Annotated in this window: 12 protein-coding genes; all 12 read left to right on the top strand. The window is 27.8% G+C overall.

Annotated elements, in window-relative coordinates; translation table 11 throughout:
• Positions 1-175 precede the first annotated feature (175 nt).
• The 12 genes from U881_RS0106580 to U881_RS0106635 all read left to right on the top strand — a co-directional run bounded on the left by U881_RS0106580 (position 176) and on the right by U881_RS0106635 (position 13,131).
• Positions 176-790 (top strand): hypothetical protein, encoded by a 615-nt coding sequence (locus U881_RS0106580; RefSeq protein ID WP_235048149.1) that lies wholly within the window; start codon positions 176-178, stop codon positions 788-790.
• Between the two features lie 412 nt (positions 791-1,202).
• A complete protein-coding gene (locus tag U881_RS10955; RefSeq protein ID WP_235048150.1) occupies positions 1,203-1,997 on the top strand; it encodes a hypothetical protein in 795 nt (264 codons plus the stop codon).
• Positions 1,998-2,139: 142 nt separating this feature from the next.
• The gene (locus U881_RS10960) at positions 2,140-2,952 is read left to right on the top strand and encodes a hypothetical protein (protein WP_024653738.1); all 813 of its coding nucleotides are present in this window, start codon (positions 2,140-2,142) and stop codon (positions 2,950-2,952) included.
• Positions 2,953-3,264: 312 nt separating this feature from the next.
• A complete protein-coding gene (locus U881_RS0106595) occupies positions 3,265-4,266 on the top strand; it encodes a hypothetical protein (RefSeq protein ID WP_024653739.1) in 1,002 nt (333 codons plus the stop codon).
• A gap of 236 nt (positions 4,267-4,502) precedes the next feature.
• Positions 4,503-5,276 carry a hypothetical protein gene (locus tag U881_RS0106600; RefSeq protein ID WP_024653740.1) on the top strand — a complete coding sequence of 258 codons (774 nt, stop codon included), beginning with the start codon at positions 4,503-4,505 and terminating at the stop codon, positions 5,274-5,276.
• A 305-nt stretch (positions 5,277-5,581) separates the two neighbouring features.
• On the top strand, positions 5,582-6,598 hold the full coding sequence (locus U881_RS0106605) for a hypothetical protein (protein ID WP_024653741.1): 1,017 nt from the start codon (positions 5,582-5,584) through the stop codon (positions 6,596-6,598).
• Between the two features lie 979 nt (positions 6,599-7,577).
• Positions 7,578-8,345, top strand: a complete 768-nt coding sequence (locus U881_RS0106610; protein ID WP_024653742.1) for a collagen-like triple helix repeat-containing protein — start codon at positions 7,578-7,580, stop codon at positions 8,343-8,345.
• A gap of 19 nt (positions 8,346-8,364) precedes the next feature.
• Positions 8,365-9,114, top strand: a complete 750-nt coding sequence (locus U881_RS0106615; RefSeq protein ID WP_024653743.1) for a hypothetical protein — start codon at positions 8,365-8,367, stop codon at positions 9,112-9,114.
• Positions 9,115-9,140: 26 nt separating this feature from the next.
• A complete protein-coding gene (locus U881_RS0106620; protein ID WP_024653744.1) occupies positions 9,141-9,959 on the top strand; it encodes a hypothetical protein in 819 nt (272 codons plus the stop codon).
• A gap of 182 nt (positions 9,960-10,141) precedes the next feature.
• Positions 10,142-10,969, top strand: a complete 828-nt coding sequence (locus U881_RS0106625) for a hypothetical protein (RefSeq protein ID WP_024653745.1) — start codon at positions 10,142-10,144, stop codon at positions 10,967-10,969.
• A gap of 243 nt (positions 10,970-11,212) precedes the next feature.
• Entirely contained in the window at positions 11,213-12,049 is an 837-nt protein-coding gene (locus U881_RS0106630; protein ID WP_024653746.1) for a CRASP family complement regulator-acquiring lipoprotein, read from the top strand.
• 131 nt (positions 12,050-12,180) lie between these two features.
• Positions 12,181-13,131, top strand: a complete 951-nt coding sequence (locus U881_RS0106635) for a hypothetical protein (RefSeq protein ID WP_024653747.1) — start codon at positions 12,181-12,183, stop codon at positions 13,129-13,131.
• Positions 13,132-13,384: the final 253 nt, after the last annotated feature.

Raw genomic sequence — 13,384 nt, forward strand, 5'->3', positions numbered from 1 at the left:
TTATTTTGTAAATGTAAGTAAAAGATATACTTGTGCTTAATCTTTTGAAGATTAAATCAAAAAGTATTAATTAATTAATATTTTTTGATTTAGTTAATTAATTGGCATTTGTATATTATATAATGTATATGGTGTGTATTATATTGACAAATAGTTTTTACAATAGGAGCAATATATGGATGATATGGATGGAATGACATCGCCTTTTAGTACTTTAAATAAAGTGTTGATGCAATTTAAACAAGAACTTGAAAAAGAACGAGTTGCATTTTTTTCCAAAGAAGAGCGATTGAATATTAATTTTAAAGGGGTCTTGACTGAAATTTATTATCCTTCAGATTTAGATGATGTTTATGAGGCATTGGGATATGATCTTGACATTATTCGTAGTTTGGGAAGGGTGTTTGATATATTGAATTTTAAACATATGGGCGACAGAGATACAAGGATTGTCACTAATTTGCTAAATGGTTTAATGCACATTTCGCATGCAATTCAAACTCTTTTTGAAGATGTTTTAAGTAAATCGAAATTAGAAATCCTTCAATATAAAGATGATGGTGATATTGAAAAAATTATCCAGTATTTGGTACGACTTATAGATGCTATTAAAGATTTGGTTTTAAAGCTTAAAGATGTTATAGTGGTTGCTGCATCGAAAACCAATGAAGATGATATGTTAAAAGAATTAAGTAGAGTTGTGGCCAGTTCATATTCAAAACTTAATAAGGTAATGCGTAATATTCATTATCTTTTATTTGATATCGTGGAAATAGTTGATCTTTTGTAATTGTGTGTATTTTGTGAATTTATATTTTGCAATTTGAAATTCTATAATCAATTTATTTTCAAGTTTTTGAAAATAAATGTGTTGAATTTGTTTCTAAAGGTTTGTAATTAAATATTCGTCTAAAGTTAGTCTTTTGTAATGTTTATTAATTTAAGTTGGCAAAAAATTTATCTAAAAATACAAAAATCTTAGGTCTTTATATTTCATATATAGTTTGATTTGCAAAGTTTTTAAATTTAAATTTACATTAATTTGTCACTATATTTATGTTACAATTGCAATTTATTATGGATTATTTATGAATAATGGGATTATAAATTTATGGTAGTATATGTAATTTTGGTGTCATTTGTTATAATACTGGTAATAAAAAGGTAGAAAATTTATGATAAAGTTTGGGGTTTTTTTATGTATGGTAGGTTTCATTTTAGGATGTGGTTCTAGTGTTGTTTCAAAAGTTGAAAGAAAATTTAATGATGATAATTCTGAATTAAAATCTGAATTGGTGCCATTTGTTAGATCTTCAGTAGATCAAGCTTATTTTGATCTAGTATCACTATTCCTTTTTTTTAACAAATTACTTAATTTTGAATATTCGGTTTTTGTCTCAAATTCTAATCCTATGTTTGTTATTGATGAGGATAGTGGGGATATTGTTAAGGAATTATCATGTTATGCTAGAAATCCAACTTGCAATGGATTTAATAGCAGTCGTAATATTTATATGGCTTTTAAATATGATATTAGTTGTATTGAGGCATTAAGAGATATATTTGCTGCGTTAAATGTAAGATTGAGTTTGAAACACGTGTTTCTCTCTGAAGATGAAAGGAAAGAAAATAATAGGCGTATAAGGATTGTATCTCTTTTACTATTTAATTTAGAGCAATTTGCATATCAGATTAATCTTGTTAAAGATACTTTTAGTGGTGATGTATTAGAAAAAATTAAAATGAGCAGTAAAGTTACAGTGGAAAATCTTGCTGAGATTACTAATCTATTATTATTGTTTATGCAAGGAAGAGATGAATTGATCGTTGATTTGCAAAATATTATAAAGAGAGCAGCAAATGCAAAGCATCATGAGAAGCTAATGGGTTCTGAACTTAAAAAAATTATTCATGATGGAGAGATTAAGAATAAAATTATTGATAATTATGAGCTTGCAAAAACTATTCAAGAATTAGTTATGCAAATTGTTAAATGATTTGCCTTGAGTATGTGTGTAAATGCAAGAAAATACGGGTATTTATGCAAATGTGAAATTGTGTCATTGTGTTTCTTAATATTATTGTTTAAATTTATGCATATATATATTTGTATATTTATATACGAAAAAGGGAATATTTATGAGAAGAATTAGTGTTATATTATGTATATTGGTAATATTTTCTTGTGGTGAAAATGTTGATGATTTAAATAGCAAAAGAAGAGGTTTGGGTGATTCGGGAAATGCTGATGTATGTGATGGTTTGGTATTTATAAGGTTAGAAACTATTGTAAAAAATATTGTTCCTCGGTATGTGACTTTTTATATAATTAACAGATTAGTAAATGTACAAAGAGCTAAACTTCATGGTAGGACATTTAAATTAAAAGATGGTGAACCTAAACCTGAATTTAAATTTTCCCTATCAAAGATATTTCCAACCTATCCTAATTCAGATTTTATTTTTGAAAGTTTAAATTATGATAAATCGGCTATTTACAGTTTGGAGTATATATTGCATACGTTAATATTGCGGGATGATAGTATTATTTTGGGAGATGCATCTAGTTTGTCTAAGTTTATAGATTTTTTGGCCTTTTATGCAAAAATTTTGAAAGTGCTTTTTTATGATCTCTTGAATGATGAAACCTTAGAGCGAATAAAAGCTACTAAAACGGATATAGAACTTACCCTAATTCATCATTATTTACAGGATATTTTAGAGAGAAAGGAAAAATTGGATAATTCTCTTAGAGAAGTACTGGTTAATATGGTTATTAGTGGGAAAGATAGAAAAACTATATTGAGCATTTTAGGTGAAATGATTTCGACTTCTTCTTCAAAGAAGCCTGAGGATGAATTTCTACAAGAGGAAGGAAGAGTTATATTTGCGAGCGAGTTTGTTGAGCTAAAAAATCTGGTATTTAGGGTTATAAAATGTTTGATTAGATGATGTGGTATAGGTTTAAAGATATTTCGTTTAATTAGTAAACTTATTAATGACATTTAGAATTTAAATAATAAGTAATCTTTAAGTATTTGACATTCAAAGGATTGTTGTTTACTTAGAGATTACTTAACGTATCAGCTATATTCACTTAAAATGCTTGAAAGTAATCAGATCAAATGTCTTAAGTTGATGCTTTGATTTTGTAATGACTTTTTGAGTAAATATGATTATATTATATAATAATAAGTATTATAATGTATTGATTATTAATCAATATTTGATTTAAAAATATATAATCTTAAGGAAGGAGAGTATATGAAAATGTTAGTTTTTATATTTTATTTATTATTTGTAATGAACATGAGTTCTTGTAAATATTGGGATATTAGAGATGATACCAAGGGAGGCGTTGGGCAAGGAGATGAGTCTGTTGATTCGTATTTAAAGGACTTGGGTATTACAGATCAGTCAAAGTTGAAAAATCTGGCACGTATAGGTTTGGATTCGTTGGATGAACTGTTTGTTCAAGCAGAGGGTAGAGATGATATTGATGGTATTAGAGAAGGAGTTGCACTTCCAGAAAATGGATTTGATTCTAATTTGGGTGCACAAGAACTGCAAAAAGGGGATGGTTTTAAAAGCAGTGGTACTGGTGCAGAAGTTAATGAACAAGGGACTGAGCAGGGTAATAGAGATGAAGATTTGGATAGTAGGAAACATTCTGTTTATGATGCTCTTGTGGAAAAGGTACGAATTTACAATGCAAGGCTCGCAAATGAACGTAATCAATTTAATGAAACTGAGTTATCTTCTAATATTCCTTTTGATAAAATTTCTTCAAGTTTTTATTCTGAGGATAAACAGGACGAAATTTATGCTGGATTGAGATATGATACTGATTTTGTTGAAAAGTTAAGCAAGATATTTGATAAGTTATTATTAAAAAATTCCTCCAGTGATGCTTTAGAGACATATAATAATGTGTTATTGGTTTTTAGATCATTGTCATCTTATCCCAAAGGTTCTCTTGATCTTTTAAATGAGGGAACCTTGGAAAAGATTAAGGAGCAAAATACTGATGTTGAGATTAAAAATATTATTGACACTTTGGATAGTCTTGTTAAGACAAAAGATGAGCTTGTAGATCACTTTAAGAATAGCATAGAATCATTGAGTGATCTTAATAATGAGGTAGAAATAATAGCTGAGTTGAGAGATAAGTTTTTGCGAGATGGCGGGAATAGATATGTTAAGAGAATTGGTGCTTTAAGCGAACTTAGTATGGTGATTGCAAGGTTAGTTAATCATTTAAATTAGTAAAATTAGTGGGCTTTTAAGCTCACTAATTTTTTGTTTTTTTATTTATTTTAATTAGTTTATTTGATTTTTAGGATTTTAAGTATTTGCTTAAATTTTTTTGTATAAAGTTATACTTTTGTCTTAAATTTTAATTAGACTATGGATAAATGAAATTATTGCTATATTATATTTATTATAAATATGTATTCATATTTTATAATATTGATTACTATATAATAGAAAGGGAGAAGTATATGAGATTTTGTAATTTGGTGAGAGACACTTTGATTTATAATTTGGGAGGTGTTTTAGAAAGTAGAATTATTAGAAAAACGTGTGATTTTAAACATAATGTTATTAGGAAAGTATTTGATTTAAAGCATAATGTAAATAGTGGTGGTATGCGCGTGAAACAATCTTTTAATATCAGTGATGAAGATCAGATTTTCTATACTTTAAAGGCAAGAGTGATTGCTTATAGGGAAGAAATTAATGGTTTACATTCTCAATTTGATTTGGGTAGGTTTTTTTTAAGTATTCCCTTTAAAAAAATTTCGCCAGATTTTTCCGATTCATATAAACAGGAGAAGATTTATTCTAGTTTGGGGTATGATGTTGAGATTATTAAACAATTAGGTTATATATTAAATAGGCTTGATTTTCATAGTCCTCATTTTATTAATATTGATGCAGATTTTGCTCATAAATTATTGGTTTTATTAAATAATATTACGGATTATGCTAGGACACTTGTAAATTATTATTTAAGTGATGATAATTTGATGCGTATCAGATTTCGCAAAGATAAATTGAGAATTACTGAGATTTATAATCGTTTGGAAGAATTTATTGCAATAAGAGAAAATTGTATATCCAAAATTAAATTACAAATAACATATTTGTCATCAAAAATTGCTAGAGAGTCCATATTATCAGGAATAAAGGAAATGATTGATTGTGAAGGTGAGGTTGGACAGGCAGTAAATTCTATGAGCACAGTTGCAGTTACAATTTGGAGTCTTAGTTAGAAGAATTTACTTAAATTCGTGTTTAATATTTAGTTTTGGTATTTGAAAAATTTATTGTATAGCAATTTAGTTGAGTGGTTGTGTAGCAGTTGAGTTACAAGTTTAAATGATTTTGTCCAAACTATATATCTTGGAGTCAACTTAAATTCAAGCTTTCTATTTTTTAAAAAATTTTAAAAAATAGAGAATAAGATATCAGTAAAATTTATTATTTTTATATAAGTCATTTAGTTAATATTATTATATTGCATTATATTAAGTATAGGTATTGATTGGTGTAAATTTTTAGGACAAAGGAGAAGTTTATGCGAGATTTGGGTATTATTTTATACGCCTTTAGTGTGATGTCTTGTAAACAGCTTAAATCATCAGAGATTGCTACTATTTTAGATATGCATCGATCAGAAGGTAATTTAAAGAATTATTCAGTAGAGCAAACAGACTTAAATGATCAAAAGTCTTCAGTTTTGGGTAAAGAAAATATCAACTCAAAAGAGATTGCTGCAAAAGATAAAGATGTACTTGAAATTTCAGAAAAATCTTTGGTTTTGGATAATAGCATTTTAGATAAAAGAGTTGAGAGATTTGTTAGGGATAATAGATCTCTAGAAAGTAAGAAGAATGAGGATGTAGGAGGTAAAAGTAGATTTAAGTCAAATCTAAAAAGTCTAAAGATTGATGGGAAAGCAAAGTTGTTGATTCCCAAAAAGACAGCCCAAGAAATTTATGCTGCATTTGAGTCTAGAGTACTTAAATATAAGTCAAAACTTATACATGAACGCAGGAGGTTTAATCCAAGATATTATTCAGTAAGTATTCCTTTTAAAAAGGTATCGCCAATTTTTAATTCTGCAGAGCAACAGTCAGATATTTATGCTGCTTTGGGAAGTGATGTTGAAGTTATTTTAGGATTGGAAAAAATATTAAATAGTCTGGATCTAAGAGAGCCTGCTCTTTATTCTTATGGCGATACAAGAGTTGCAGTCCATTTGTTTAATTTATTGTTAAATGTTTCAAATTATACGAGAAAACTTGTCAATACTTATTTAAGTAATGCAAATCTAGAACGAATTAAAAGTAGTAAAAGTGTGGAAGATATTATTGCACTTAATGATCTTTTGGAAAAATTTATGATAGAGAGAGACAATGCAGTAAAGACGATTCAAGAGCAAATACTCTCATTGGCATCAAAAGATAAAAGTGAAGTATTAAGTGGATTAAAGCAAGCTATTGGCCTTGAAAATGATTCTGGTAGGGAGATTCAGCATGTATCTTATTCTATAATAGGTATGGTAACCCGTATAGCATATTTGGTGAAGTGATATAAATTGTCCATTTGGATAGTCTGTTTTAAATAATAACAGGCACTTTTAATTTAAAGTCAATTTAATAATTAATCAGTTATTTTTGTTTCAAATAGACTATTTTTTAAAACTTTAATTAATGATTTTTGTTATAAAATGTTTTTATATTGATGTTTTTAGTGTATACTGTTGTTTATACTAGTTTATATTTGCAACTTTTTTAAAAAATCTAAATTATTAATTGTTTATATGATGTTTTATATATAATTGATATTAATTAGTTATATTCTATTGTGTTGTCCGGAATAATGGAATTTTAAAAGGAGAATATGATGAGGCAAATAAGTATTTTTTTATTTATATTTTGTTTGGTTTATGTATTGTGTATATTAAATATCCTATCTTGTAAGTAAGATGTTGCTTGCTACTTGCAAATAGACATATTAAAATTGGGTAATTTAATTGGAACTCAGCTAAAAGTGTAGGAAGTTTGAATTTAAGAGAATTTCATTCTCATCAATTGCATCTACAATAGAATAAGATATTGATAATTGTATTTAAGAAGCAGTTGACAACGATTCCTTTACTTTATGATTGCCAATAATTACCTAAATATCAATATAAATATTCATGTTTAAATTAGTCGTAAGTCTATTAAGCTTTTGACTAAAGATCATAAATTATTAATAATCAAAAATAAAAATATCATTTACACTATGAGTTTCAAAGCAGTTCAATTGATAGTATAGAGAGAATGTACTATTTTTGATTCATTTAATTAATTAATTAAGTTAATTTTATATGTATAAAAAACTATTCAAAATGATCATTTATTATAATATTTTAATTATTTTTGTGATGTATGCTATAATCATTATTAACAAATACTGTTTATTAATTTATATTTATTATATATAAGTAATATATTGGTCAATTAAATTAATATGTGTGTATTCTGGTGATTTATTTGTGTTATGAGAAAATAAGGAGTTTTAAATTGAAATTTGTGTGTATGGTAATGAATGTTTTATTTGGTATTTTTTTATTTATAAGTTGTGCTAAACAAGGACCATTAGGTCCAATGGGACTTCCTGGAAATGATGGGGCTGCTGGTGCGCCGGGGAATTTGGGTCGTGGTGATCTTGCGTTATTGAATATGAATTTTCTCAATCTTAAGAGGTCTTATAATGCTAATAGTAAAGGATTTGATGCTACTAAAACTGATCTTGATGTCAAATTTTTGTTTAGTCATGATGTATTTGCTAGTGATACTGTTTTAAAAAAAGAGAATTTTTTTGCTAGCTTAAAATATGATGTTGCATATCTTAAAATAATAGAAAATGCCGTAAAGATGATGAAAAATCATATTTCTCATGCTTTTGATAGTGATGTTTTGTCTTTATTTTCAATTTTAATTGAGAGTGCTGAACATGTAAGAGACGTTTTGTCGGCATTGGAAAGTAATTTTTTTGTATTTAGTAAAGTTGATGATGTGGCAGGTATTGCTGAGCTTAATGTTATGTTGATGACTATATGGAGAGTAAGGGAAGAAGTAATAGACGATATTAAGGTTGCACTTAATATTGTAAGGGAAAATCTACTTGGAGGTTTAAAGGTCGAGCGTATTGTTAGTTCATTGAGGCCAATTTTCCAAGTAGGGAAAATTTATAATCAAATTTTTTCAGATGTTTATAGCTTGGCTAAGCTGAAACTTTCAATTTTGGAAAAGGTGAAAGAATTAACACAAGCAGTTATATTGCCATAGGTTATGGAATGGAGTTTTTATGAAAAGAGTATGTGTATTAATTTTCATTATAAGTTTTGTGGGTATTTTGGGTTGTGTTGGCCCTGCTGGTGCACCGGGTCTTAGGGGACTTGCTGGAATAGATGGAGAGAATGGTCAGGATCAACGTGGTGATATTGAGCTTTTAAGGGCTAATTTCTTAATCCTTAAGAAGTCTTATGATTATAATGTTAATGCTCTGCAAAACATTAGAGATGGTGTTGGGAAGGATATTCTATTTGAAAATGATGTCTTTGAGAAGATTTTTAGCTTGCAGAAAGATCAGGACTACGTTTATATTGCAACAAGGAATGATGATGTGGTTGTTAGGCAGATATCTATTGTTTTAAGGACATTGGTGGGAGATCTTTCTGTTGTTAATGTTCAAGATCGTATTTATGCTAGGGGTTTTTTGTCTGCTTTAAAATGGAGTGCTGAGTATGTTGATGAGGTTATAAAATTGGATATCTTTACTCCTGATTTTGATTTAGATAGGTTAAGTAAGTTTAAGAGATCTGATATTTGGGAACTTAATTTTCTTATTGTGCGTATGTTAGAGGTAAGGGAAGATGTGGCAAATGATTTTAAGTGGTTATTACAAGATTTGCCCGCAGTATCAAGTATGAGGAATCGTTTAATGCCGATTGTTGATGATAAGAATGGTAAGATTTATAAAAAGATTCATGTCGGTTCTTATAGTTTGAAGGGTTTAAAAGAATCAATTGTGAAAAAGATAAAAGACATTACCTAATGTATTGATAAGAATAGGGGGTTTTTATGAAAAGGATGTATGCAATAATTTTTATCTTAAGTTTGTTAGAACTTGTGGGATGTAAACCAGGAGAGCCTGGTTCAGTTGGATTTATGGGATATAGTGGTAAGGATGGAATTAGGGGGCTTGATGGAAGAAGTGACATTGACTTATTTAATTTTCATTATTTAAAGCTTAAAAAAATGTATTTTCTTAATTTTGAGTCATTTAAGGAAAAAAAGGATATTTTTAATAAAGACATTCCGTTTGACAATGCTGCATTTAATAATAAGTTTACAACCGATGAGCAGAAAGATATTATTTATGCTAGCTTAAATTATGATCTTGAAGTTATTGAAATATTCAGAGATATCATGAATATATTAGTTAAAGATGATAGTGATGATAAGAAAATGCGTATTAGAAATTTTTTATTTGCTTTAAGAGATAGTAAACAATATGTTTTGGAAGTTATGACAGAAATTGGTGGTATTGTTGGGGATGATTTCCGTATTGTTGGGGATGATTTTCTTGATGATTCTAGTTTAGTTAGTCTTAAGAGAAAGGATAACATGAAGATTATTGATGAACTTAATGCCATGTTAAGAGAATTATTATATAAGAGATCCAATGTAATTAAGAATATTGGCGATATTATGAGTAGCACAAAACCATTTTTGGAGGTTTTGTCTTCAAGTTCTTTGAGACGTATTGAGACTGATTTAGATTCGATTGGTTTGGCAGGAGGAAAAGTTTATGAAAAAATTTATACGGGTGAGGAAAGTTTGCTAGGTTTAAAGAATGGAATTATGGACAAATTGCGGATTCTAAAGGCAATGTTATAGTTTAATATGGTTCAATTGGCAATTGTGCTAAATTGGTATTGTTATTTATATAATACGTTCAAAGTGGAGATATTTAAGTTTCTTTGTTTTGGATGTATTTGTGTATTTGGTATATAATGTGCTAAGGGTATATGTGTGCCTTTCTGTATAATTTGTGCAGATGCTTATAAGGAGAATGTTTGATGAGAAGGATCTATGAGCTAATTTTTATTTTTTATGCTTTGATGATTTTTGGATGTAAGGTTTATGATAAGTCTTCGGGTAAGTTTGGTGCTTATTCTTTAAGGAATGCAGGATTATTAGCTCCATTACAATTGCCTCCACATAGGGATAGATATCCTAGTGCAGATGTCGTTTATACCAAATTAGTGCAAAACTTGTCTGCTCTTAAAGCTTCTTATAGTGATAATCGTGATGCTTTTTTGCCAGTTAAATCTCAATTTGAAGATATCTTTGGTGAATTTGATGTGAATTTTGGTAGTGATGAGGCAAGGGATGATGTTTATAGTAGTTTAAAGTATGATACTTTAAGCATTGCAAATTTGCAACTATTGATAAAAACTTTAATATCTTCTGATAATAAGGATATTGTTTTAAAATTATTATATCGTTTAAGAGCTAGTGGAATGTATATAAGGGAAATTGTAGATGAGAATTATGGAGTTTTAAATAAACATAATGTAAAGATTATGCGATGTAGTAATAATGTTGCAGTTATGAGTTTAATCAATGCTAGTTTGGATGAAATGCTGAAATTTAGAGATATTATTGTGGGTTTAGTTAAAAATATTCTAGGTAAGGCAATAAGTGTGATAGATAATAGTGATTTGGATAAAAATAAAGTAAATAAGAATCAAGAACTTTTACTTAGGTTAAATTTAATTACCGATCCTCAAGGAGATGTTACAGAAAAGATTAATGGCTTGAAAAGTCTTAGGAGTTTGAGAGTTAAGATTGAAGATGAATTTGATGATTTAAGATTGAAGATGAATTTGATGATTTGCGATTGATTGATGTCAAAAGAATGATTTTTTTTAATATTTTTATTTAAAATTGCGTGATTGATATTGATTTTTTCTAATTTAATACTTTTTAAGTATAACTTGATAATAAATAATAAATTAAACATTTTATTAAATTGTTATAATTAAATCGTGTTAATTAATTATAATGAAATATATTTATGTGTATGTTATGGTATTGTCGTGCAGTGTGTATTTATAGAAGTGTATTTATAAAAAAGGAGTTGTTTAGTGAAAAAGATATATAACATATTTTGTATTCTGTTTTTTTTATACCTTTTATTAACGTGTTCATTAAATAGACAATTGACAAATGGTCATAATACCAATTTGGATGTTAGGCATGGTAGGAGTAATAAGGGTGATGATACAGATACTATTAGTTCTGAATCCTATTTAGATTTAATTAAAAGCATTAAAAATATTAAAAAAACATTATATGCTAAATCTACAGGGTTTGATGCTACTCAGTTTGATAGTATGTTTCAAGTTTGCCCTTTGTCTGGTACTCAAGTTCAATATGATGAAAAAACAAAAATGCAAATTTATGCTAGTTTAGATTATGACATTAGATCTTTAAATAAGTTGAAGAGTATAATAAGGAATTTGGTAAATTTTGGCGACAGTCAATCTTGTAGTTTAGTTACAACTTTACTTAGAGATTTAAATATTAGTTATGAATATGTGGGTGGCATTATAGATGAGAATGGGTTTATTTTAAATGTAGTTAATTTAGGTATACTTAGAGCGCGAAATGATGTGATGGGTTTAAGAGATCTTAAATCTAGATTAGAGAGTGTTTTGTCAAGGCATAATACATTGGTAACAAGATTGAATACGATGTTGGAAAGCGCAATGGCATTATATTCTATGCCAGGAAGAGCTCATGTTGTTGATATGGCAGTAGTCCATTATATTACTCCGTTGATTGCTAAGAAAGGTGCAATTCATAATATTATTTTTAATTCTGATGATTTTACTGCTGTTGCTCATGATGCTACTGGTGAATTGAGCTTACAGAGTTTGAGAAATTTAATTATGGAGAAAGTTAATAAATTGGTGAAGTAAAAATAGTTGTTGTATGTCAATTTTATTAGTAATTATGTTAATATTGATTTGTAAATGTTGATTTGCTGTTTTGTTTTTTTTAGGTATAGAATATAATTACCAGTTAAGGTTAGATACTAAAAGGAGAATATATGGCAAGAGTAAATATTATAATATTTATATTTATAATTATTATTTTTAACTTAATTGTTGGTTGTTCGGCTATTAGGGCAAATAATCCTGCTGGTGTTGATACACATAAAATTGCTCTTTCAAATCGATTGGGTATTTCTGATTTTCGAAAATTAGATCTATCTAAAAATGAAAAATCAGATCCATATAAAGGGTTATATAAAGATCTCTCTGAAGATCTGTACCTAAATATTCCAGATCCAATGACACCTTATGATAAATTAAGAAATAGTGTTGATAATTTTAGACTTAAATTATACGCTAATGCTGCAAATTTTGATAAATCTGAATTTGAGCCCATGTTTAAAGGTTTTGCTTTTTATTTTCGAGATGATGATCATTATTCTAAAAATTGTGTTTATGTTGCATTGAAACATGATGTTGAACATTTGCGAAAAGTAAAACAGATTATTACTAGATTAATGTCTACTGGTGGTGATGACTATAAGGATATAGCTTTGAGTTTGTTGACATTTTTATTAAATCTTGGGATTTATGCTGTAGACGTTTTAGAAGATAATGGTGAAATTTTAAGTGATGCTAATTTAAATATTTTGCAACAGAAGAATGATTTAAAAGTTATCAATTCTGTTCAGACCGATTTAAATAGCTTGTTCCAAGAACAGGAAAGTATATTTAATGCATTTATAGTAAAGCTAAAATATATAGTGAATTTGAAAGAAATTGATGCCGTTAAAGATGCATTGAAACTTGTTATTGATAAAAAAGGAGAGATTTTTAGAAGAGTTGACGATGGAACTACTGGTTTATTAGGTTTGAAAGAGAAAATTAAGAATATAATTGGTGATCTAAAAAGACAAAGAGAAATACAAGCTATTATTGATGCAAAACTAAAAAAGGATTTAGAAGAACAACAGGCAAAGCAAGAAAAAGAAAAGAAAAAGAAATAAGATTTAAAAAATTGATTAACTAATTGAATTATTTAAGTTTTATCATTCTGATCATATATGTAAGTATATTGCTACCTTGTCACGTTCCAAGTAAGGTTGTTGAGTTGGTAGAATTTTTGTGTTTGTAAATTTTGTACTAGTTATTGCACTTGTTGCTATTTGTAACAAATAAATATAATAATTAATTGAACAAAAATTAAACTCATAAATATATGGGTTTTTTTATTGCTAAAATTGTCTAATTGAGGTTTGT

This window comes from Borrelia persica No12 (genome assembly GCF_000500045.1).
GTDB classification, from domain to species: domain Bacteria; phylum Spirochaetota; class Spirochaetia; order Borreliales; family Borreliaceae; genus Borrelia; species Borrelia persica.

Bases quoted from the DNA above. Each gene is read 5' to 3' on its own strand.
- U881_RS0106615 (WP_024653743.1), top strand. From the start codon at position 8,365: ATGAAAAGAGTATGTGTATTAATTTTCATTATAAGTTTTGTGGGTATT.
- U881_RS0106580 (WP_235048149.1), top strand. From the start codon at position 176: ATGGATGATATGGATGGAATGACATCGCCTTTTAGTACTTTAAATAAA.
- U881_RS0106620 (WP_024653744.1), top strand. From the start codon at position 9,141: ATGAAAAGGATGTATGCAATAATTTTTATCTTAAGTTTGTTAGAACTT.
- U881_RS10955 (WP_235048150.1), top strand. From the start codon at position 1,203: ATGGTAGGTTTCATTTTAGGATGTGGTTCTAGTGTTGTTTCAAAAGTT.
- U881_RS0106605 (WP_024653741.1), top strand. From the start codon at position 5,582: ATGCGAGATTTGGGTATTATTTTATACGCCTTTAGTGTGATGTCTTGT.
- U881_RS0106635 (WP_024653747.1), top strand. From the start codon at position 12,181: ATGGCAAGAGTAAATATTATAATATTTATATTTATAATTATTATTTTT.
- U881_RS10960 (WP_024653738.1), top strand. From the start codon at position 2,140: ATGAGAAGAATTAGTGTTATATTATGTATATTGGTAATATTTTCTTGT.
- U881_RS0106625 (WP_024653745.1), top strand. From the start codon at position 10,142: ATGAGAAGGATCTATGAGCTAATTTTTATTTTTTATGCTTTGATGATT.
- U881_RS0106595 (WP_024653739.1), top strand. From the start codon at position 3,265: ATGAAAATGTTAGTTTTTATATTTTATTTATTATTTGTAATGAACATG.
- U881_RS0106600 (WP_024653740.1), top strand. From the start codon at position 4,503: ATGAGATTTTGTAATTTGGTGAGAGACACTTTGATTTATAATTTGGGA.